General features: G+C 63.1%; 18 protein-coding genes. 8 read left to right on the top strand and 10 right to left on the bottom strand.

Features of this window, described 5'->3' with window-relative positions; all coding sequences use genetic code 11:
• Positions 1–470: 470 nt before the first annotated feature.
• Complete coding sequence (locus tag DIE21_RS18950; protein ID WP_124499146.1) at positions 471–875, bottom strand: cupin domain-containing protein; 405 nt, start codon at positions 873–875, stop codon at positions 471–473.
• A gap of 86 nt (positions 876–961) precedes the next feature.
• Between DIE21_RS18950 and DIE21_RS18945 the strand changes: the two genes are divergently transcribed.
• Entirely contained in the window at positions 962–2,014 is a 1,053-nt protein-coding gene (locus DIE21_RS18945) for an RNA-guided endonuclease TnpB family protein (RefSeq protein ID WP_124499160.1), read from the top strand.
• Between the two features lie 21 nt (positions 2,015–2,035).
• Here the strand turns inward: DIE21_RS18945 and DIE21_RS18940 are convergent, their stop codons facing one another.
• Positions 2,036–2,515 carry a carboxymuconolactone decarboxylase family protein gene (locus tag DIE21_RS18940; protein WP_124499145.1) on the bottom strand — a complete coding sequence of 160 codons (480 nt, stop codon included), beginning with the start codon at positions 2,513–2,515 and terminating at the stop codon, positions 2,036–2,038.
• Positions 2,516–2,670: 155 nt separating this feature from the next.
• Positions 2,671–3,171 (bottom strand): Ohr family peroxiredoxin, encoded by a 501-nt coding sequence (locus tag DIE21_RS18935; protein WP_124499144.1) that lies wholly within the window; start codon positions 3,169–3,171, stop codon positions 2,671–2,673.
• Positions 3,172–3,792: 621 nt separating this feature from the next.
• Between DIE21_RS18935 and DIE21_RS18930 the strand changes: the two genes are divergently transcribed.
• From DIE21_RS18930 to DIE21_RS18915, 4 genes are all read left to right on the top strand, one after another.
• Positions 3,793–5,901 (top strand): efflux transporter outer membrane subunit, encoded by a 2,109-nt coding sequence (locus tag DIE21_RS18930; RefSeq protein WP_124499143.1) that lies wholly within the window; start codon positions 3,793–3,795, stop codon positions 5,899–5,901.
• 34 nt (positions 5,902–5,935) lie between these two features.
• Entirely contained in the window at positions 5,936–7,252 is a 1,317-nt protein-coding gene (locus DIE21_RS18925; RefSeq protein ID WP_124499142.1) for an HlyD family efflux transporter periplasmic adaptor subunit, read from the top strand.
• Positions 7,253–7,353: 101 nt separating this feature from the next.
• Positions 7,354–8,907 carry a DHA2 family efflux MFS transporter permease subunit gene (locus DIE21_RS18920; RefSeq protein WP_124499141.1) on the top strand — a complete coding sequence of 518 codons (1,554 nt, stop codon included), beginning with the start codon at positions 7,354–7,356 and terminating at the stop codon, positions 8,905–8,907.
• A gap of 417 nt (positions 8,908–9,324) precedes the next feature.
• A complete protein-coding gene (locus DIE21_RS18915; RefSeq protein ID WP_260432519.1) occupies positions 9,325–10,335 on the top strand; it encodes a dienelactone hydrolase family protein in 1,011 nt (336 codons plus the stop codon).
• 216 nt (positions 10,336–10,551) lie between these two features.
• On the opposite strand, the gene DIE21_RS18910 is transcribed toward DIE21_RS18915, so the two are convergent.
• The 5 genes from DIE21_RS18910 to DIE21_RS18890 all read right to left on the bottom strand — a co-directional run bounded on the left by DIE21_RS18910 (position 10,552) and on the right by DIE21_RS18890 (position 15,950).
• Positions 10,552–11,529, bottom strand: coding sequence for a VTT domain-containing protein (locus tag DIE21_RS18910; protein ID WP_124499140.1), 978 nt, complete (start codon positions 11,527–11,529; stop codon positions 10,552–10,554).
• Between the two features lie 53 nt (positions 11,530–11,582).
• The gene (locus tag DIE21_RS18905; RefSeq protein ID WP_124499139.1) at positions 11,583–12,854 is read right to left on the bottom strand and encodes a patatin-like phospholipase family protein; all 1,272 of its coding nucleotides are present in this window, start codon (positions 12,852–12,854) and stop codon (positions 11,583–11,585) included.
• 10 nt (positions 12,855–12,864) lie between these two features.
• The gene (locus tag DIE21_RS18900; RefSeq protein ID WP_124499138.1) at positions 12,865–13,647 is read right to left on the bottom strand and encodes a 3-hydroxybutyrate dehydrogenase; all 783 of its coding nucleotides are present in this window, start codon (positions 13,645–13,647) and stop codon (positions 12,865–12,867) included.
• 15 nt (positions 13,648–13,662) lie between these two features.
• Positions 13,663–14,442 carry an acetoacetate decarboxylase gene (locus DIE21_RS18895; RefSeq protein WP_124499137.1) on the bottom strand — a complete coding sequence of 260 codons (780 nt, stop codon included), beginning with the start codon at positions 14,440–14,442 and terminating at the stop codon, positions 13,663–13,665.
• Between the two features lie 506 nt (positions 14,443–14,948).
• Positions 14,949–15,950 carry a bestrophin family protein gene (locus DIE21_RS18890; RefSeq protein WP_124499136.1) on the bottom strand — a complete coding sequence of 334 codons (1,002 nt, stop codon included), beginning with the start codon at positions 15,948–15,950 and terminating at the stop codon, positions 14,949–14,951.
• Positions 15,951–16,219: 269 nt separating this feature from the next.
• On the opposite strand from DIE21_RS18890, the gene DIE21_RS18885 reads away from it, so the two are divergent.
• Entirely contained in the window at positions 16,220–17,428 is a 1,209-nt protein-coding gene (locus tag DIE21_RS18885; RefSeq protein ID WP_124499135.1) for an NAD(P)/FAD-dependent oxidoreductase, read from the top strand.
• A 116-nt stretch (positions 17,429–17,544) separates the two neighbouring features.
• Here the strand turns inward: DIE21_RS18885 and DIE21_RS18880 are convergent, their stop codons facing one another.
• Together DIE21_RS18880 and DIE21_RS18875 are read right to left on the bottom strand one after the other, a co-directional pair.
• Positions 17,545–18,045, bottom strand: coding sequence for an Ohr family peroxiredoxin (locus tag DIE21_RS18880; protein WP_124499134.1), 501 nt, complete (start codon positions 18,043–18,045; stop codon positions 17,545–17,547).
• 368 nt (positions 18,046–18,413) lie between these two features.
• Positions 18,414–19,913, bottom strand: a complete 1,500-nt coding sequence (locus tag DIE21_RS18875) for a PLP-dependent aminotransferase family protein (protein ID WP_124499133.1) — start codon at positions 19,911–19,913, stop codon at positions 18,414–18,416.
• A gap of 192 nt (positions 19,914–20,105) precedes the next feature.
• Between DIE21_RS18875 and DIE21_RS18870 the strand changes: the two genes are divergently transcribed.
• Both DIE21_RS18870 and DIE21_RS18865 read left to right on the top strand, forming a co-directional pair.
• Positions 20,106–20,849, top strand: a complete 744-nt coding sequence (locus tag DIE21_RS18870; protein ID WP_124499132.1) for an SDR family oxidoreductase — start codon at positions 20,106–20,108, stop codon at positions 20,847–20,849.
• 82 nt (positions 20,850–20,931) lie between these two features.
• Positions 20,932–21,969, top strand: a complete 1,038-nt coding sequence (locus DIE21_RS18865; RefSeq protein ID WP_124499158.1) for a LysR family transcriptional regulator — start codon at positions 20,932–20,934, stop codon at positions 21,967–21,969.
• Positions 21,970–22,212: the final 243 nt, after the last annotated feature.

The following is a 22,212-nucleotide window of genomic DNA, read 5'->3' as shown; positions in this document are numbered from 1 at the left end:
TTTTGGTGCTTCGGTGGTGAACGACGGTTCGGATCGACTTCCCTTCACGTATCGGATCGAGTGCGCCGTCGATGTCGGAAGGCGATTTCGCGCATGTCGCGAACGGCGCAGGAACCCGCGTCAATTCTGCGCCTTTTATGTCGCCTCTCAATCCTCGACAGAAACTGGGGGGGAGTATATGACGGATACTGGTGGGGAGTATACCCGGCGATTTCCCGATCCCGCGCTCAGCGTGCCGGGGCGCGCCGAACGTGTGCCGGATGAACGACGATGGTATGACGAAAGACATCGACGGGCCGGACACGCGGGAACGGCGTGCCGGCGCGGAGGCGGCATCATGACCGCCGGCTGCCCCGGGGTGCGGGACGCGCGAGGACATTCCGCCCGTCGGCGCACACGCGCTGGTGCGCTGCCGGAACGTCGAACGCCCGGGCCAGACCCGGGATCGCCGGGCCGCGCCGGCGATCCCGCTATTTCACGGGCGTGAGGATCGGCGCGCCCTTGTTCTTGATCAGGAACACGACGAACCTTGCCGGCTTCGTGCTGCTGGCGTTACGTCCGACCGTGTGCACGTCGTCGGGGCCTTCGTGGAAGGTGTCGCCGGCGTGGAGCGTGACCTCCTTGCCGCCGTTCAGGCCCATCACGATGCTGCCGTCGAGCACATAGACGAATGCGTGCGCGTCGTGACGATGCACGGGATCGACACTGCCGGGCGGATAATCCACGACGATCATCTGCGCCTCCTTGCCCGGATACTCGGGCAACGGCTCCGTGGTCAACTGCGTCACCCTGGCTTGCGGTGCCGCGGCGGCCGGCTGAACGGGCATCAGCAGCGACAGGGCAAGCGGTGCAAGCGCGAGCATGCTGCGTTTCATCAGTTTCTCCGAGAAACCCCGCCGTTTGCGGCGGGGAGGAAAGGAGCGCCGTCGACAGACGGCATTCCAAAGTTAAAATGACCGGCATGATTCTTGTCTACCGCTACCGCGTAAAGTCGCTTAACGGACTCCTGAACAAGCAGAGCCGTGCGGTGAACTACGTCTGGAACTTCTGCAATGACGCGCAGAAGCACGCGCTCAAGTGGAACAAAAAGTGGCCGACGGGTTTTGATCTGAACGTGCTGACCACCGGCAGCAGCAAGGAACTTGGCATCCATTCCGGCACGGTCAATGCGACGTGCGAGCAATACGCGAAGTCGCGCAGCCAGCGCCGTCGGCCCTACCTGCGCTATCGCGGCAGGAAATCGCTTGGCTGGGTGCCGCTGAAGGGCCGAGACCTGAAACGCGAGGGCGACGCGTTCCGCTTCGCCGGTAACACCTTCCGTGTGTTCAACAGCCGGCCGCTTCCCGACGGCAAGATCAAGGACGGCACCAACTTTGCGCAAGATGCACGCGGCAACTGGTTCCTGAATATCGTGATCGAGCTGCCCGATGTTCAGGCGCGCCCGATCCGTTCCGGCGTCGGCATTGATCTCGGCCTGAAAGACTTCGCCACACTTTCGACCGGCGAGAAGCTGCCCAATGACCCGTTCGGCCGTCGCGCGGCCGACAAGCTGGCGAAGGCGCAGCGGGCGCGCAAGCACAAGCGGCATATCGCGAAGCTGCACGCCAAGGTGGCGAATGCCCGCGCCGATTTCCAGCACAAGCTCGCGCTCGATCTGGTGCGGCGCTTCGATTACATCGCGGTCGGTAACGTGTCGGCCGTGAAGCTCGCCAGAACCAGGATGGCGAAGAGCGTCTATGACGCATCCTGGTCGTCCTTCCGGAACAAGCTTCATTACAAAGCGATCGCGCACGGAGTCACGTTCGAGGAAGTCGACGAAAGCGGTTCTACCCAGTCCTGTTCGGCGTGCGGGTCGACAGACAGCACGACGCGGCCGAAAGGTATCGCGGGACTGCGAGTAAGAGCGTGGGCCTGCAGTGACTGTGGTGTCGTGCATGATCGAGATACCAATGCTGCGCTGAACATTCTCCGATGCGGACGTGCATCGCCAGGTGTGGGAATCCGCCGCCTTTAGGCGGCGGAGGACGTCAAGTCGTTACTCCAGGTTGGCCTTGTCGAGCCCGAACATCTTGTCGAACGAGCCGGGCGCGATGCGGAACGCGACATTCAGCCGGTTCCAGCTGTTGATCGCACCGACGAGGAAGGTGAGATCCGACAGCTCCTGCTCCGAATAGTGGGCCCGCACGCGTTCGTAGATATCGTCCGGCACGCCGTGCGACGAGAGCTGCGTCAGTGCTTCGGTCCATTCCAGCGCGGCGCGCTCGCGCGGCGAAAACAGCGGCGACTCGCGCCAGACCACGACGTGATGCATGCGCAGTTCGCGCTCGCCGTGGATCCTGGCCGTCTTGATGTGCATGTCGACGCAGAACGCGCAGCCGTTGAGCTGCGACGCCCGAATCTCGACGAGCTCGCGAACCGGCACCTCGATCGTCGTCTTTTGAAACAACCCGTCGAGCTCGACGAGTTTCCTGGTCAGTTCCGGCGATTGCTGAAAGTAGTTGATACGTTGCGTCATGATCCGTTCTCCTGATCTGTGGAAGCGGTACTACCGGTGCTGCGCATGGCGATACATCGCACGACCGGCCTGGCAATCATCGTAATCGCGTGTCTCGCGGCCCAGTAGTGCCCGGTACGTGCGCACTCTGTTGCCGCTTCGGCACCAATCATCCGTCACGCCGACACGGCGACGACACTGAGGATTCCCTGTCGCGCCATCTTCGTATAGGGACACAGGCGCTCCGTGTCGCGGACCAGACGTTCCGCGACCTGCAGGTCCACACCCGGCATGCGGGCGGTGACGTTGGCGGTCAGCGCATATCCGCCATCCACCGGATCGCGACCGAACGACACTTCGACCGCCACGGTTGTTTCCCGCATGTCGATCCGTTCGCGCTGCGCCAGCAGGCTCAGCGCACCGTGGAAGCACGCGGCATAGCCGGCTGCGAAAAGCTGTTCCGGATTGGTGCCGCCGCCCGGACCGCCCAGTTCGGTGGGCAACCGCAAATCAAGGACGAGACAACCGTCGTCGGATCTCGCAACACCCGATGCACGGCCGTGCCCGGATTCACCTCCGGAGACCGTGACCGTGGTCGTGTAGAGCGCGGCGAATTCCCGCCCGCGGTATTTGTCGAGCAGTGTCTGCGACGGAGGTTGCAACCTCTCGTTCTCCATATGCCTCCCGGTTGTTTGTACTGGTCAACGCGAGCGTCTCGAACCCTGGGTATCGGGCGGTGCGTTGTTTTTCGAAGCGAATCAGTGCAATGGCGCGGCTCCTGGCTGCAAGTCGATCCCCATGACCTCCATCCGACGGATGGGCCAAACGCTCTTGCATGCTAGGCAAACACGCGTCGCCGCACCAGATCGTCTCGGGATGCATGGTGTTGCCTGCTCCGCACCAATGCGGCGAGACCGGAGCGCGACCGGGCGCATCGCGCTCTCGACGAATGCGGTGACGCAGCGGATTGGTGCCAATGAGGAACGGCAAAGTGTTCCGATACAGGTCTACCTGCGCGTGCGGCCCGCTCATAGTATTAAGGCACGGCAATGCGTCTGATCAGGTCTGCAAACGAGTCATCGACTTCGATAGCGCTCGACGCACTTGCCCTGATTCGTGATTTTCCGCCGCCGATGAAGCGCCACGAATGCAACGGCGATCGCTCCCGAAAGACGGACTTCGGGCGGGAGCGGCTTTGCCTGCGATCCGGAAGACCACGACCGACACTTCGACTTGCGCGTGCAAGCGACCCATCAGCGACGCGGAATGCAACGCACATACGAAATCGGAGGCTTGCGATGGAAACGTTGAATATCGATTGGCTGACGAATTCGCAGGCGGCGCCGCGAGCGGATTCCGGCATCGAAGCAGGTGCCCATCTCGTCAGTGAGCGGGAAGGGTATGCGCACCACGGAATCTACGCGGGAAACGGCCTGGTTATCCACTATGGCGGCTTTCATCGTTCCGCCAGACGGTGCCCGGTGGAATGCGTTCCGTTATGTCGCTTCGCGGCGAACAAGGGCGTCCGTGTTCAGCCGGAACCGGATGCCGTTTATACCGGCATGACCGTCGTCGAGCGGGCCAGGTCGCGCCTCGGTGAAGACCGGTACCGGCTTCTGACGAACAACTGCGAACACTTCTGTACCTGGTGCGTGCGGGGTGTCGGGCGCAGTGAGCAGGTACGCCGCGGCTTGAGGAATCCGTGGATGGGTATCACGACACTGTTCGCGCTCGCGACCGAGGTGCTGGCTTGTTGCGCACGCGCGGCATTGCGTCGTCGCGATCGAATGCCCCCGGACCGTGCCGCGCACGTGCGGATACCGGACCGAACCCGAATGGCGATTTTTCTGCAAACGACTGTGTTGGCCTACTACGTGACGAGACGAGCAATGAACATTTTTTCAAGCGCCGGGCGACACGCGTCGCACGTGTTCAAGGCGGGTGTGCCGGCGATCGTCGCGGCCGGTTTGTCGGCGTGCGTGAATTACGCCGGCATTCATGGCAATGCGACGATGACTGATCCGCAGCAGTATGTGACACAACAGAGTCTTCCGTCCGAGCAAGGTCACTGGCCTACCGCCGATTGGGCCGATCAGTTCGGCGATGGCCAACTGAAGGCGCTGATCGACGAGGCGCTGAGAAGTAGCCCGACGCTCGATCAGGCACGCGCGCGCGTGGCAGCCGCGCAGGCCTATAGCGAATCCGCGCGGGCGGGAACGATGCCGCGCGTCGACGCCAGCTACACGCTCACACGCCAGCAATTTTCAGGAACGGCGCTCGTTCCGCCGCCGTATGGCGGGTCATGGCAGACCGAGAACCGGGGCATCCTCGGTGCTTCGTATGAACTCGATCTCTGGGGCAAGAAGCGCGAGGCGTTGAAGGCGTCGGTATCCAGGCTTCAGGCGAGCCGCGTCGACGAGGAAGCGGTCCGGCTGACGCTCACGACTTCGATCGCACGCACCTATAACCAGCTTGCACGGCTCTACCTGTTGCATGACATCGCGAAACAGGAGATCGATCGGCGCGAGCAGATCGATCGAATCACCGCCAGCCGTATCGCGACGGGGCTCGACACGCAAGTCGAGCGGGAGACCGCACGCTCGAATCTCGCGACGAGCCACGCGGCGATGAAATCGCTCGACGGCCAGATTCTCGCGACGCGCTATGAAATCGCCGCGCTGCTCGGCGCCGGTCCCGATCGCGGCCTGCAGATCGCGCGACCGGTGCTCGGCATGGGCGACGACGTTCGCCTGCCCGACAATCTGCCCGCGGATCTCGTCAGCCGGCGTCCCGACATCGTGGCAGCCCGGTGGAGCGTCGATGCGATCGCGCACGACGTGAAGGAAGCGAAGGCCGAGTTCTATCCCGACATCAACCTGAGCGCCGCGATCGGGCTCGACGCGTTCGGCTTCGGGCGCTTCCTGACGGCGGCGAGCCGCACGGCATCCGTCGGCCCGGCCATCCACCTGCCGATCTTCGACGCCGGTGAGCTTCGCGCGCAACTGAAGGGGCGCTATGCCGATTTCGATAGCGCAGTCGCAACCTATAACCAGACGCTCGTGACCGCGTTGAGCGACGTGGCCACGCAAATCGCCGGCGTGCGCTCGGCGGATGCGCAACTGGTCGATGCGCAGACTGCGCGGCAAGCCGCATTGAAAGCCGCCGGACTGGCGCTCACGCAGTACAAGGCCGGCCTCACCAATCAACTGACCGTGTTGAACGCCGACGTCAACGCGCTTTCCGCCGATCAGCGCGTCGCGAATCTGCGCATGACTCGCCGTGATCGGCAGATCGCGCTTGCGTCCGCGCTGGGCGGCGGCTTCGCCGACACGTCGTTCGCGGACGCCGGGGCCGCGGCTCGCGCCAAAGGGCCCGTAGCCGACACGCCTGCCGTCGCCGCGCGCTGAGCGGTTATCCATCGAATCTGCCTGGAGAATTGAAATGAGCGAAATCAACCCGCCGGTTCGCAAGCCGGTCGATGCCGCCCGCGTGAGTCACGATCCGTCGCCGTCGGGGGGCGGAGAGGTCGCAAGCGAACCGGCTACGCGGAGGCGCGGGCCGCTGTTGGCGCTGCTCGGCGTGGCAGTCGTCGCGTCGTCGATCGCGTATGGCATGTACTACCTGACGTACGCGCGCTACCACGAGTCCACCGACGACGCATACGTCAGCGGCAACCTCGTGCAACTGACGCCACAGGTGGCGGGTACCGTCGTCGCCGTGAATGCCGACGATACGCAGATCGTGAACGCGGGCGCCGCTGTTGTCACACTCGACAATGCGGATGCGAAGGTCGCACTCGGCAACGCCGAAGCGACACTGGGTCAGATCGTGCGGCAGGTGAGCAGTCTTTACGTGAACAACGATCTGTATGCCGCGAACGTCGCCCAGAAGCAGTCCGATCTGGCCCGCGCGCAGGACGATCTGCGCCGCCGCCAGGCCGTTGCCGACACGGGTGCCGTGTCGGCCGAAGACATCGCGCACGCGCGCGACACCGTGGCGGCCGCGCGGGCGGCGCTCGATGCCGCTCGTCAACAGGCGGAAGCCAACCGCGCACTGACCGGCCGCACGACGATCGACCAGCATCCGAACGTGCAAGCCGCCGCGTCGAAGGTGCGCGATGCGTATCTTGCCTACGCGCGCAACGTATTGCCCGCGCCGGTCACGGGCTATGTGGCGAAGCGTTCGGTCCAGGTCGGCCAGCGCGTGTCGCCCGGTACGCCGTTGATGGCGATCGTTCCGCTCGACGGTGTATGGGTCGACGCGAACTTCAAGGAAATCCAGTTGCGCGGCATGCGCATCGGTCAGCCCGTCACGCTGACGGCCGATGTGTACGGCGGCAAGGTCAAGTACCACGGCCGCGTCGTCGGCTTCTCGGCGGGCACGGGCAGCGCCTTCGCGAGCTTGCCGGCGCAGAACGCGACGGGCAACTGGATCAAGATCGTTCAGCGCCTGCCCGCGCGCATCCAGCTCGACCGGAAGGAACTCGAAGCGCATCCGCTGCGGATCGGCCTGTCGATGGAGGTCGATGTGGATACGCGCGACGACACGGGCCCGCAGCTCGGCGCGGCAACGAACACGTCGTATCGCACCGACGTGTTTGCCGAATACGGCGCACGGGCCGATGCCGAGATCGAGAAGATCATTGCGCGAAACGTTGTCGTCGAGCATGCGGGGGCGACGGGGCCTGTCGGATCGCCGACGGCTTCCGTCAAGCGCGACGCAAGCGCCGTGCGCGACACGACGCAGCGCGCAAGCTGAACCGTCGACCCGGTGCGCGTCGTCGCGTGTCGGTCGATCCAATCGTCTGACTGGCCGGATCGATACGCCGGCATGGTCGATACCTTCAGAGTGAAAGCGAGATGAATGCCTCAACGCAACCTGCACCGCCACCGCTGACGGGCGGAAAGCTGGTCCTTGCGACCATCGCCGTCGCGCTCGCGACGTTCATGAACGTGCTCGATTCATCCATTGCGAACGTCGCGATTCCGACGATCTCGGGAAACCTCGGCGTCTCCGTCGACGAAGGCACGTGGGTGATCACACTGTTCGCGGCGGCCAATGCCGTCGCGATTCCGTTGACGGGCTGGCTCACGCAGCGCGTCGGCCAGATCCGGCTGTTCGTGGCCGCCATCGTGCTGTTCGTGTTTTCGTCGTGGTTGTGCGGCGTCGCGCCGAACCTGCTCGTGCTGCTCGCCGCGCGGGTATTGCAGGGCGTCGTCGCGGGGCCGCTGATTCCGCTTTCCCAAGCGATCCTGCTGGGTTCGTATTCGAAGGAGAAAAGCTCGACCGCGCTCGCGCTCTGGTCGATGACCGCGACGGTCGGCCCGATCGCGGGGCCCGCGCTGGGCGGCTGGATCACCGACAGCTACAGCTGGTCGTGGATCTTTTACATCAACATTCCCGTCGGCCTGTTCGCGGCCGCCGTGACGTGGATGATCTATCGCGACCGCGAGACGCCGGTGCGCAAGCTTCCCATCGACAAGGTCGGGCTGATGTCGCTCATCGTGTGGGTCGCGACACTGCAGATCATGCTCGACAAGGGCAAGGATCTCGACTGGTTCAATTCGCCCGTGATCTGCGCGCTTGCCGTCATCGCCGCCATCAGCTTCCTGTTCTTCCTGATCTGGGAATTCACGGAGAAGAACCCGATCGTCGATATCCGCCTCTTCGCGGTGCGCAATTTCCGTGGCGGCACGATCGCGATTTCGGTCGCGTACGCGGTGTTCTTCTCGAACCTCGTGATCCTGCCGCAGTGGATTCAGGGCTATCTCGGCTATCGATCGGTGGACGCCGGGCTCGTCACGGCGCCGCTCGGGATCTTCGCCGTGCTGTTGGCACCGATGATGGCGAAGATCATGCCGAAGTCCGACGCGCGGGTGCTTGCGACGCTGGCCTTCCTCGGGTTTGCGGGCGTGTTCTTCATGCGCTCGCAATACACGACCAGCGTCGATCCGTATACCCTGGTGCTGCCGACACTGCTGCAAGGCATTCCCATGGCGCTCTTTTTTACGCCGCTTACCGCGATCATCCTGTCGGGGCTGACGCCTGACAGGATTCCGGCGGCCGCCGGCCTGTCCAACTTCGTGCGCGTGTTCGCGGGCGGTGTCGGCACGTCGTTGATCGCGACGGGATGGAACGACCGGACGATCCTTCATCATGCCCGGCTCGCCGAGCAGTCGAGCATGAGTAACCCCGCCTACACGAGCGCCATCGCGCAGATCCACGCGACGCTCGGCGGCGGGATGGATCAGGCCACCGCCTTTTTCGAACGTTCGCTCAATGCGCAGGCCGCGATGCTCGCGCTGAACGATCTCTTCTGGCTGTCGTCGATCATCTTCATCGTGATCGTCCCGCTGGTCTGGCTCACCAAGCCGGGCAAGGGTGGTGGCGGCATGGCCGGCGGCGCGCACTGAACGAGGCCGCTTCGAAGCGCGCGGGGTTGGATCGCACGCTTTGCCTCCGCTGTTATCAGCGGTATCAGGCTGGACCGGACCCGGCAGACAGCGTCAGATCGTCTGACTCGGTTCGGCCAGAAGCCGCCGGTCGCCATGACCGTCACTTGGTCATTCAAGCGGCCGTTTTGTGCGGGTTAGCTGACGTCCTTGCTGTGGCCATTGCGGTCTTTACCGCCGAGTCACCCGTCTTATCGGACAGGGGCGCCGTCATCGCATGGTTCCTGTCAGCCTTCTCCTTTGCACCCTGAAGCTCGACTCGCGGCTATCGTGAGACCTGGGACCCGCATCTGGTTCAGTGGACCTTGTAAGTTCCCGAATCCGGTCTATGCTACTCGGAGCAAGTCGCCGACGAATTCACGATTAAAGGACCTCGGTATGCTGACTGCAGAATGGTATTGCACATGTTGCCGTCGCATGGTCCTCGTCGCAGCCTGTATTCTCCTCGTCTCGCTAGCGCATACCGGATATGCGCAGGTTGCGCGCATGGAAGTCATCCCGTTTGAGTCACTCACATTAACAGACCAGGATTTCCTGGTCGGCCGCGAGGATGGCAAGCCCGTCACCATCGCTGGCGAACTGCGTCTGCCTCGCTCGGGCAATGAGCGGTTTCCACTTGTCATCCTGCTGCACGGTTCAGGCGGCGTCGGCAATTATGTTCTGGATTGGGAGCACGAGTTTCTTGCGTTGGGCGTTGCCACCTTCGTCATTGACAGCTTCACGGCCCGCGGCATCGTCAGTGTGAACGACGACCAGTCCCAACTCGGTCGCTTGGCGCAAACCGAGGATGCTTACCGAGCGCTCGCACTGCTGGCCAAGCATCCAAGAATTGACCCCAGCCGAGTAATGCTGATGGGTCTTTCCCGGGGCGGTCAAAATGCGCTTTACGCGAGCCTGACGCGTTTTCAGCGGATGCATGCTGATGCGTCGGGCGCACATTTCGCGGCCTATGTTGCTTTCTATCCAGATTGCAGCTACGCCTACCGAGACGACGAAGACATTGCGTCTCAGCCAGTGCGCGTGTTTCACGGTACTGACGACAATTACGCCCCTGTTGCGTCATGTCGAGCATATGTCGAGCGGTTAAAAGCCAAAGGCAAAGACATTCGCCTGATGGAATATCCCGGCGCCAGTCATGTTTTCGACGGACGCGCGCTCAAGCCGCCGGTGAAGTTGCGGCAAGCCCAGACAATGCGCAATTGCCAATGGGAGGAAGGTGACAACGGCCAGATTTTCAATGCGAAGACCAACCAGCCTTTCTCATATAACGACCCCTGTGTCGAACGTGGCGCCACTATCGCGTATGACGAGACGGCAGCGAAGGCAGCCCGACAGGCGGTGGCGGAACTTGTTGCCGCCACACTCAAACCGGCACGCCCGCCGAACTAGTTCTGTAACGATGACATGGGGGGAGCGACTGCGAGGCGGCTAAATGACGTCCGCTAAAGACACCAGACTTCGATACACCGGCTGAGCGATTTCATCAATCTGTTGCAGCGACGGGTTGAATCCGCAGTCGATCACGGCCCTTCATGAGGTGACGTCCAGGCAATCTCGGCCCCGACCTGATGCTGACCGAGAGATCAGGTCTGGACATGACACATGTCAGCCGATTGCCGCGTCGTTCATTGCGATCATCGGCTCGACGTCGAAGCCCGCGGCGCGCCATGCATCGATGCCGCCCGCAAGCGGCAACGCCAGCTTGATGCCGGACAGCCGTAATTGCCTGGCCACCGACACCGCGGACACTTCGTTCGGGCACGCGCAATAGATGACGAGTGTCCGGTTCGTTCCATGGCGCTCCATGATCTGCCGGGTCTTTCGTTCATCGCCAATTACCGCGCCCGGAATGACGAATGGATCGAGCGTCCTTCGCTCGGCGGAGCGAATATCGATCACGATCGGCCGCGGATTATTCGCGAGCAGTGCATGCAATTCGCCGGCGCTGATTCGTGCATTACCGAGCGCGTTTGCCAACATCAGCCTGCGGCAGTAGCGGTACAGGGCATACAGCACCGGAACCATGCCGGCGAAGATGAGCGCACGCCAGCCAAGACGGGCGACAAACGCGAAAATCACGTCGATCTGCGAAGCGAATAGTGTGCCGATCGCCAGTCCGATCGATGCCCACAGTGCAAGGCCCGCACAATCGTGCAACACAAACGAGCGCAACCTGACGGCCATCGCACCGCATAGCGGAACGGCAACGAGCGACAGGCCGGGAACGAATCTCGCAACGATGAGCACGCGAACGCCCCAGCGCCCGAAAAACCGCTCTGTCGTCCTGACGCACGCTTTACGCGACTGCGACAGCTTGCAGACGGTATGAAGCGTGCGCTTGCCGTACCGCTTGCCGCCCTGATACCAGACCAGGTCGCCGAGAAAGCCGCCAATCACGGCGGCGCCCAGTATCGTCGAGAAATGCAGCAACGTCGACGACGCGACATGCGTAACGAGCGCAACGCCTGCCCCGACCGTGATCAACGTCGGTATCGCAGGCAGAGGCAAGCCGAGCGAAGACCCGAGCACATTCAGGAATACGACCAACGTGCCGTACCGCGCAATCATTTCATGCGACATCATGGTGTTCTCCTTGCGGCTCGCACTGTCATGTTCACGGAAGGCGTCGCCACGCATTAATTGGCGACGGACGGCTCTTGCTCCGGCGAGTGTTTCGCTGCCGGCAAAGCGTCCGTGCCCCGGCCGCCCGTTTCGTTGACGTCCTGCCGATAGCGGTGCACGTCCCGCGTGACGAAGCCGATTTCGCGGCTCGGGATATCGAACCAGTCGGGATGGCCGAACGATCGCCGAATATCCTCGAGGCCGCTCGCCCAATGCTCGCGCATCGTGTCCTTGCTGAATTCATAGTCCTTGTAGTGCCCCTCGAACGTCTTGTTCTTGTAGATCAGGTGCACGACGTTCACCGCGCTGCCATCGGCCGTCTTCTGCGCCTCCCGCAACAACGGGTGTGCAAGCCGCACGTGTTCGGGAATATGCTCGAGCAGCGCCTTGATCATCTGCGCATGCTTCTGGTTCTGCGACATGAACGCGGTGATGGCGCGTGTGCGGCTTGAATACTGAATGTCCTTGGTGCGCTCGCTGACATCGAGGAAATCGCCCGGCAACTTGCCGCGTGAGCTCCACAGATCGATCTGGAACACGAGCGTGTCCTTGTGCTGGCTTTCCCGGATGATCTCGGTCAGCGGCGTGTTGGAAACCAGTCCGCCGTCCCAGTAGAACTCGCCATCGATCTCGACGGCCGGAAAACCCGGCGGCAGCGCCCCGGAGGCAATGAAATGTTCCGGCTCGAGACGCATTTTGGTGTTGTCGAAATAGACGAGATTGCCGGTCCGAACATTGACCGCGCCGACGGATACGCGAATATTTCCGTCATTGATGCGATCGAAGTCTGCGTACCGCAACAGCGTTTCACGCAACGCCGACGTGTCGTAATAGCTGACCTGATCGGGGCGCTTCCTGCCGAACCCGGTGAAGGACACATGCGAGCGCGGGGAGAAGAATCCGTCCTGGCCTTCCATCAACGTGCGCGTGGCGGCCCATGCGCTCGACCACCTGCGTCCCATGTCTTCCAGCCCGGACCACGCCGACATGTAATTGCCGAAGTGCGAGAGCGGATCGGTCGGCTGACTGATGGTGTTCCAGAAGCCACGCAGTGCTTCCGTTCGATCCGCGGGCGCGTTGCCGGCGATGATCGCCGTGTTCAGCGCACCGATCGATACACCGGCGATTCGCGTCGGTTCCACGCCGACCTCGGCCATGCCCTCGTATACACCGGCCTGGTATGAGCCGAGTGCGCCGCCGCCCTGCAGCACGAGCCCGATTTCGTCATAGGCGGGGAGCTTGATGCGATGAGGCTGCTTCAGCTTGTTACGCTGGCTCGAATACATGGCGTTCTCCTTACTGCATGAACCAGCCGTGGCTGACGACGATCGATTGCCCGGTAAGCGCGTTCGACTCGAAGCCGGCCAGGAAGGCAACCGTGTTCGCGACATCGGCCAGCGACGTGAATTCGCCGTCGACCGTCTCCTTCAGCATCACGTCGCTTACGACCTGCTGCTCGGAGATCCCGAGGGCCTTCGCCTGCTCGGGGATCTGCTTGTCGACCAGCGGGGTGCGGACGAAACCCGGGCACACGACATTGGCACGCACGCCACGCGGGCCGCCTTCTTTCGCGACCACCCGCGCGAGACCGAGCAACCCGTGTTTCGCGGTCACATAGGCGGACTTGAGGGGCGAGGCCTCGTGCGAATGCACCGAGCCCATGTAGATCACCGTGCCCCCCTTGTTCGATGCATACATATGCCTGATGGCGGCCCGGGTCGTCAGGAACGCACCATCGAGGTGGATGGCCAGCATCTTCTTCCAGTCGGAAAATGCGTAATCCTCGATCCGGTTGACGATCTGGATGCCTGCGTTCGACACGAGCACGTCGATTCCGCCCAGCCGGCTTATCGTTTCGGTCAGTCCCGCGTCAACGGCTTCCTCGCTGGTGACGTCCATGGCGATCGCCAACGCCTTTCCGCCGTTGGCGACGATGTCGTCAGCAACCTTTCGTGCGGCCGCGAGATTCAGATCCGCGATGACGACCGTCGCGCCGTCCGTCGCGAGCTTGCGCGCGCACACCTCGCCGATACCGCTCGCCGCGCCCGTCACGAGCGCGATCTTGTCATTCAGTGCCATATGTCCTCCGGGAGCTTATTGGTTGACTGCGAGTTTCAGCGACTCGGCCGGGGCGAGATAGTCATACGCCACTTCGCCGATATCGAGCGTGAGATTTGCAATGACGTGGCGTGCGCCGATCACCTGGCGAACCGGCAGATCGGCGACCGATGCGAGTGCATGGGGATGCAGCTCGAGCGCGGCGGGCCCCTCCCATGCGCCGATCACGTCGACATCGCGCAGGAAGAAGCGCACGAGCTCGCAAATGCGGGCCGAGCCGTCGACGTGCGGAATGACCTTGAGCAGGTAGTTGGGCGTGTCGGCGAGCTTGCGGCGCTCGGCCGCCGTGTCGAGGGCGCGATACTTGTAGCCCATCGTTCCGGTGGCGATGCGCTGCGTGCCGTAGTCGAGCGTGCCGAGCAGCGTGTCCTTGCCATCGACGCAGAGCTTCGGCGACGCCAGCTTCTTGGGAAATCCCCAGATCTCGCGTCCGGCTGCGATCGGGCCTTCGTCGTCGAGATACATCGCGTGCGTGAAATTGGCTCGATTGCCGTCCTCGTCGAGAACGGAGATCACCTGGCCGCTCTCCGTGTAGTCACCGAATCCTGACGAATCCGGCATGCGGATGAATTCGTAGTGGACGATGGCATGGTCGACCGTCAGCGGTTCCGGAACGACGGCCCGGAGCGCATCCCTGTCCGTCTCGTACGAAATGATGAAGTACTCCCGATTGATGAAGCGGAAGGGCGGACGCGGATACGCCGGGTTATGCACGGGCATCGCGAAGGCGTTGTTGCGGATGTCTTGTTCAGTCACGGATCGTTCCTCGATTGGTGAAGTGCTGTGTCACACCCATCGCGACAGCCTCGGCTGACGCGGCCAATGACGGGCGAAGGCGCTACGCGGCGCAGACTTGCCGCGCGCGCTCGCACGCTTCTGTTGCGGTGTCGTGTTGTTTCCGGATGCATCCGGCAGCGTGGACTGCCACCGACATCGCCAAGCGTAGGCGATGTGGCCGTGAGGCAGTAGCGTCGCAATGGACCTCATCATGTTGTCTTGGCGACAACAATCGACGACAGGAGGGGGGCAGCAATGATCGGGGTTCGGCAATCCGGTGCCGCTCGAACGACAACATCGGTAGTCGGCGGTACGGTACGTCGTCCCTGCGGGCCGGCAATGGACCGGCCGTCGCCGAGGGCGACGTCGACGCCAAGGGGGGCGCATGCCTCTCCACCGCCGCCGGCCGCGTCTGCAATGCACCTGCCCGCCAGATGCCACGAAGCCGCGGCGGGCCGATACCGGCCAGGAAGACTCAGGATTCGCTATAGCGCAATGACGGTGTGGCTCGACGACCCGACGGCATGCTCTCCGAGCATCGCTTTCAGATCTCGCTCGATCGTGCCGCACAGCGTCGAAATCGGAACGTCGTTCGCGCCGCCTTCGAACGGATTCTCCGTGCTTTCGCCGACCTGGTCGAGCGACGTATACATCCACGACACCGCGACACTGCATGGCACCACCAGCCAGACCATGTTGCCGTGCATGAAGCCGCTCACGCTATCGTTCAGCCGGTCGAATTCGTTCAGAAGACCGAACGGAAGGGACAGGCAGAAAAATCGGACGAACAGGGAACTGACAGTCGCGTACTGACGCGGATAGGGGAAATTCTTGAACCGTTCGGATCGCGACTGGAGATCGATGAAGTCGCCAATGGTTTTATGAAGTTCCATGTAGAAATTCGAATTCAGATGGCCGGCCACGTGAAGCATCTTGAGCGAAGTGCCTTGCAGGCCCAGCACGAATGTCGTGATGGAAGCGGAGGAGAGCGCCTGTTCCGCTTCAGAGGGGGACAAGTATTTTGGCAATAATTCCTTGATGTCTTTTTCCCATTCCGGCACGCGATAGAAGCGACGATACTCCGCGTTGTAGCGCTTGTTCGTGCTTTCCCAGATGCGAGGGCGGCGCAGCTCGTATCTCAGCGCGGTCAACCAGGCGAGGTGTCGATAGACCAGCTTTCGGGCAATCTCTTCGTCCGTCACGAAGTCGCGCGCGATTTGCCCCCAGCGGCGGCTTTTGCTCAGGATATCGGTCCAGATTTCCAGCGCGTCCATTGCCCGGTTGTACGTCTGGACATTCTTGAAGCCGACGATGAACGACGTCGCGGTTCCGAGGAGCGCGACGATCGTCAGGGGGATCGACAGCCATGTGACGGAAAAGAACTTATACAGCACAACCGGAACGGAACCGAAAACGAGCAGCTCGTAAATTTTCCAGCGAGTCCAGATCAGAAATTCCGATAGTTTGTAGGATTTCCCGAGATGCATTTTATTTGCCTCGTCGATAACTCAGGTGGGTGACGAACAGGGCGCTTGGGTCACGCGCGATCTTGCGTCACGCATCATGCCTGCGATCGAATCGGCCGGGACGTGATCGATTGGTGTCGAAGAGGCAACATCGTGAGCACACGTGCGGATCTACTGCGCAATGCTGCGTCAACCTACGATGACTTCGCGCGACGACGTTTTCGTTTTGCCTGTCTGGCTTGTAGCTGGCATCCGTCGACATCGCAATTTTCCAACCGAGGGCAATCATCATGTCGCAGAAGATACTGATAGTGGGTGCCGGTTTCGCCGGCGTGTGGGGCGCACTGGGCGCAGCTCGCGTGCTGGATGGCGCCGGTGTGACGAGCAGCGACGTTGAAATCACGCTGATCTCACCGAAACCGGAATTGCAGATCCGGCCGCGGTTGTACGAAAGCGAACCGCAGCGAATGGCCGCGCCGCTGCTGCCGCTGCTCGACGCCGTCGGCGTGAAATTTCTCGAGGGTAGTGTCGACAAGATTGCGGTTCAGGAGAAGACGGTGAGTGTGACTTGCGCCAGCGGCCAAAAGCGTTTGCTCGCGTATGACAGGCTGTTGTTGACCAGCGGCAGCAAGTTGAGCAGGCCGCCGTTGCCGGGGCTGGCGGAGCACGCATTCTCGGTCGATCGTATCGAGGATGCGGTCGTGCTCGATGAGCACTTCGCGGCGCTGGCGAAACTGCCGGATTCGCCGGCACGCAATACCGTCGCAGTGGTTGGCTGCGGCTTTACGGGTATCGAGGTCGCCACCGAGTTGCCCAAGCGATTGCGCGAGCGGTTCGGTCCGGACGCGGCAATTCGCGTTGTCGTGATCGGCGCGCAGGCCGACATCGGCCCCGATCTCGGCCCCAATCCTCGGCCTTACGTCGCTGAAGCCTTCGACTCGCAGGGCATCGAGACCGTACTCGGATCTCGCGTCGTGTCGGTAGGGGCGGACGGCGTTCGCACCGCGTCGGGCACGCATATCGAAGCCATGACCGTGATCTGGGCAGGCGGCATGCATGCCAGCCCGCTGACGGCGCAAGTCTCCTCGCATCTCGACCCGCTCGGACGTGTCGAGGTCACGCCTGACCTGCGTGTTGCCGAAGCGCCGCACGTGTTCGTGGCGGGCGATGTGGCACGAGCGCGGAGCGATGACGAAGGGCACCATGCATTGATGTCGTGCCAGCACGCTATCGTGATGGGGCAATTCGGCGGGCACAACGTCGCCGCGGATCTGATCGGCGTGCCGACGCTGACGTACACGCAGCCGTTCTATGCGACATGCGTCGACCTCGGCGAATGGGGCGCTGTCTACTCGGAAGGCTGGGACCGTGAGATCAAGCTGACGCATGCGGAAGGAAAGGCGCGCAAGCAAATGATCAACACGCAGTGGATCTATCCGCCGGCGCCGAATCGCGCCGAGGCGCTGGCAGCAGGCAATCCGCAGGCCTCCTTCGACTGACCTGTCGGCGCCCCTGCAGGTGTCGCGCGATGCGCGACGGGGGCAGTCGCGCACGCGGCGGCGGCACCGAACCCTATCGACGGGTACGACGTCGCTGCCGCGCGACAGGCGGTGAGTCAGTCAACGACGGTCACGATATTGACGGTGCCTTGTCTGGCCATCTTTGCATACGGACACAAGCGCTCCGCGGTTCGAACCATCTCTTCCGCGATGTTGCGATCGATACCGGGCATCCGGACCCGGACATCGACAAGCAATGCATAGCCTCCGTCCATGGGATCGCGACCGAACGAAACCTGCACCTCCACGACCGTATCGTTGATCTCCATTTCGGCGCGTTTCTCGAGCAGGTTCAGCGCACCGTGGAAGCACGCGGCGAAGCCCGCCGCGAACAACTGCTCAGGATTGGTTCCGTTGCCGGGCCCGCCGAACTCGGTGGGCAGGCGCAGATCGACGGCGAGATTTCCATCGTCCGAGCGGACCACGCCGGATGCGCGGCCGTGTCCTGTCTCGCCACCGGTCACGGTGACGCTCGTTGTATAAAGAGGCTGAAAATCCCGGCCACGATACCTGTCGAGGAGGGAGAGCGAAGGGGCCTGAAGCTTCTTGTCATCCATGATGCACGCTCGAGTTCTACGATGCGCTCCGACCCTCGGCCATTCATTCGTCGAAGCGTCTTGCGACGGGGGGCTGCACAGCCCGGGCAGAGGGCGTCTTCAAGCAATGAGGGGGAAACGAACGATCGTGTGAAGAATGCGACGATCTTCCGGTGCGGCCCGATGCTGGTTCGTCTACGGGAGAAAGACGCCTCCATGCTAGAGGAGCACAAATGGCGCCGGTATGGTCGTCCAGGGCGATTGTATGTTTCCCGTTGGACACCAATCCGGACTCAGGCACGATGGCCGCCGCGACGCATTCCCGCGCGTCGCCCGGCGGCGCTGGTTGGCGGTGCGCACTGGCGCACGCAGTTGCGGCGTGCCGCGCGTCAGCGGTCCAGGCAGGCCCGCAGCGTTTGCGCGAGACGGTGCGCTTCGTCGGCATCGGCGATGTTCGCGAACCCGATGATGAGGCCGCGCGGCGTTTGCGGTGTGAGGTTGTTCGTATACCAGATCGAAAGCGGCAGGACCGCGAGTCCCGCGTCGCGGGCGCGCGCCGCGACGGCGACGTCGTCGACCGGCCCTCCGGGCCCGTCAGCAAACCTCACGGCGAACTGGATGCCGCCAGGCGGCAATTCGACGATCAGCCGCGCGCCGAACGCCTGCCGCAATGCGTGCACGATCAGCATGCGTCGTTCGCCGTACAGCGTACGCATCCGCTTCAGATGCCGGGCAAAGTGCCCCTGCTCGATGAAGTCCGCCAGGGCCGCCTGCAACAGGGTCGGCGAGCCGGCATTCATGCTGCATGCCACGCGTTCGACGCGCTCCACCGCGCGCTCCGGCACGACCGTGTACGCGAGCCGCAAGCCGGGGTACATCGCCTTGCTGAAGGTACTGCAATAGATGACGCGATCCCGCCGGTCGAGATTCTTCAGCGCCTGCAGCGGGCGGCCGACATAGCGAAACTCGCTGTCGTAGTCGTCCTCGACGATCCAGCCCGACGTTTTTTCGGCCCAATCCAGCAGTGCGATGCGTCGGGCAAGCGACAGCGTGTGCCCGAGCGGGCTCTGATGCGATGGCGTCACCAGCGCGAAGCGTGCCTGCGAATCCAGTTGCATGCCGCGCTCGACGTCGATCCCTTCGGTGTCCACCGGCACCGGTACGAGTTGCACGCCAGTCTCGGACAGGAAACTGCGTGCGAGCAGATAGCCGGGATCCTCGAACCACACGCGGTCGTTCGGACGCGCGAGGCTGCGCAGCACGAGTTCCAGCGTTGCGCGGTAGCCACTTGTGATGAACACCTGTTCCGGCATGCAGGTAACGCCGCGCGACAGCGCCAGGTAGGTTGCGATGTGTTCGCGCAGCGGCCGGTAACCGGCCGGATTCGGATAACCCAGCAGTGCGCGGTCGCCACTGCTCGCGCGCTGCGAAACGAGCCGGTGCCATACCTTGCGCGGAAATGCGTCGAATGCGGGAAGCCCGGGCTGCAACGGGCGCGGCTCGCCGCTCATCGCGACGGCGATCGGCTGCGGTCGCCGCGGAGGCTGACTGTCGTGCGGCATGCCCGACGTCTGGAACATGCCGGCGTCGTCGGCGCGCTCGGGCGGCGGCCGTGTCACCGATTTCGGCAGGGAGGGCGATACGAAGGTGCCTGCCGCGCCGCGCATTTGCAGATATCCCTCGTCGACCAGGATCGTGTACGCCTGTTCGACGGTGCCGCGCGCCGTGTTCAGTTGCGTCGCGAGACCGCGCAACGCGGGCACGCGGTCTCCGGGACGCAGATGACCCGCGGCGATCGCGGTTCTGAACCGCTCGCAAATCTGCAGATAGATCGGCAACTGCTGCTGCCGGTCGATCTCGATGGTCAGCGTGTGCGTTTGCTCGGGCATCACGGTCTCGTGGGAAATGGGGCGGGGACATGGTATGGACCAGTCCGATCGACGATTCTTGGCACTTCTGGATAGGACATGATTCTTCCACAATTGCGCCACGCGATGTGACGGTCATGACCGGCTTCACCGGATGCGGCACCCGTCGCGTACCCCCGCATTCAAATGCAATCCATTCGTCAGGAGATTGTGATGAAGATCGTTGTCATCGGCGGTTCGGGCCTGATCGGCTCGCGTGTCGTCACGCTGCTCGGCGAAGCGGGTCATCAGGCGCTTGCCGCGTCGCCGCGCACCGGCGTCAATACCATCACTGGCGAAGGCCTGACCCATGCATTGACGGACGCGGACGTCGTCGTGGACGTGGCGAATGCGCCGTCATGGGAACCGCAGGCGGTGCTGGACTTCTTCCGCACGTCGGCACGCAACCTCGGCAAGGCCGAAGTCGCCGCGGGCGTGCGCCATCACGTCGCGCTGTCGATCGTCGGCTGCGACCGCATGCCGGAGAACGGCTATTTCGCGGCCAAGGTCGCGCAGGAACAGGCGATCGAGGCGGCGGGCGTGCCGTACACGATCGTGCGCGCGACGCAATTCATGGAGTTCATCGGCGGCATCGCGGATTTCGGCACGGAGGGCGGCACGGTTCGCATTGGCGACGGACTGTTTCAGCCGATCGCCGCCGAAGACGTGTCGGCGCTCGTCGCGCAGATCGCGCTCGCCGGGCCGCAGAACGGCACGATCGAGATCGCGGGCCCGGATCGCGCACCGTTCGCGGAGATCGTCGCGCGCTATCTGAAGTCGGTCGGCGACACGCGCGCGGTCGCGACCGATCGTGACGCCCGCTACTACGGCGGCCTCGTCGAGGAGAAATCGCTGGTGCCGCTCGGTCCTGCGCGGCTTGGCCGCATCGGTCTCGACCAGTGGCTCGCAAGAAGCTGATTGGCGTTCACACGTGTGGCGGTTCGCCGGCGCAGGCCGGCGACGGGCAATCGGAATGAGCGGCATGTCTGGGGAAGCGGAAATGAATCAATCGGATACAGCGGCGCACGGTGTTCGTCGCGACCTGGCCGGTCGTGCCGATGCACTCTCGGCGAGCTTCGGTGCGAGCTACGCGGGCATCCTTGCGTTCGTCGCGGTGGCGAGCGAGGGCAGCTTCACCAAAGCCGCCGAGCTTCTCGGCGTCGGCCGGCCGGCCGTGAGCCGGAGCGTCCAGAAGCTCGAGGCGCAGTTGAGTACGCGGCTGTTCCAGCGGACCACGCGCATGACCGAACTGACGTGCGAAGGCCAGCAATTCTTCGAGAACTGCCACCAGGGCGTCGCGCAGATCGTGGAGGCCATGAACGACATGCTGGAACTGCGGCAGGGGCCGCCGCGCGGCCTGATCCGCATCAGCTCGGCAGTGGGGTTCGGCAGGAAAATCGTCGCGCCGCTGCTGGAAACGTTTGCGCAGGCTTACCCCGAGATCGTCTTCGATCTGCTGCTCGACGACCGGCCGATCGACCTGGTGTCGGAACGGATCGACGTATCGTTCCGCAATGGTCGCATCGAGGACTCCAGCATCATTGCGCGGCAACTGATTCCGATGCAGATGGCGCTTTGCGCGGCACCGTCGTACGTGGCGAGGCACGGGCTCCCGCAAAGCCTCGAGGATCTGGACCGGCACGAGTGCATCAATTTCCGTTTTGCGAGCGGCCGCGTGTTCGAATGGGAATTCAATGTCGATGGCCAGGTGCAAAAATACCTGCCGACGTCCCGCCTCACGTTCAACGACGCGGACCTGGTGTTGCAAGCGGTGCTGAACGGATCGGGCATCGCGCAGATGGCCGGCTACCAGATCCGCGACCATCTCGCGTCGAATGAACTCGTCGTCGCGCTGGCGAAGCATGTGCCGGAGGATCGCGGTCACTACATCTGCTATCTGAGCCGGCAACATCTTCCGACGCGGATTCGCATCTTCGTCGACTTCATGACCGAGCAGATTCGCGCGCTCGATCTGAACTGCCTGACACGGTTCAATCCGGATGAGCAGGGGGCTTCGTCGGCGGGGCTGGCGGCTTGAAGAGTCGATATCGTGATCGCGGGGTGTTCAGGTCTCCACTGCCCACACACCACCTCGTCACCCGGGACACCACCTGCTCAGAACGTGTGCGTGAGCCCGACGATGATGCCGGACGGTCGCGCCAGGCGTCACCGCAATACCCGAGTATTCCGTCCCGTCGAGCGTGTAGCCGGCACGGTCAGTGTGTTCGAAGTGGACACCGTCACGGGCAGGGTGTCCGACACCGGGCAGGCGATCGACGTG

Source organism: Burkholderia sp. Bp9140, assembly GCF_003853425.1.
Lineage (GTDB): Bacteria > Pseudomonadota > Gammaproteobacteria > Burkholderiales > Burkholderiaceae > Burkholderia.
This window is presented reverse-complemented; position numbering and strand designations above follow the sequence as displayed.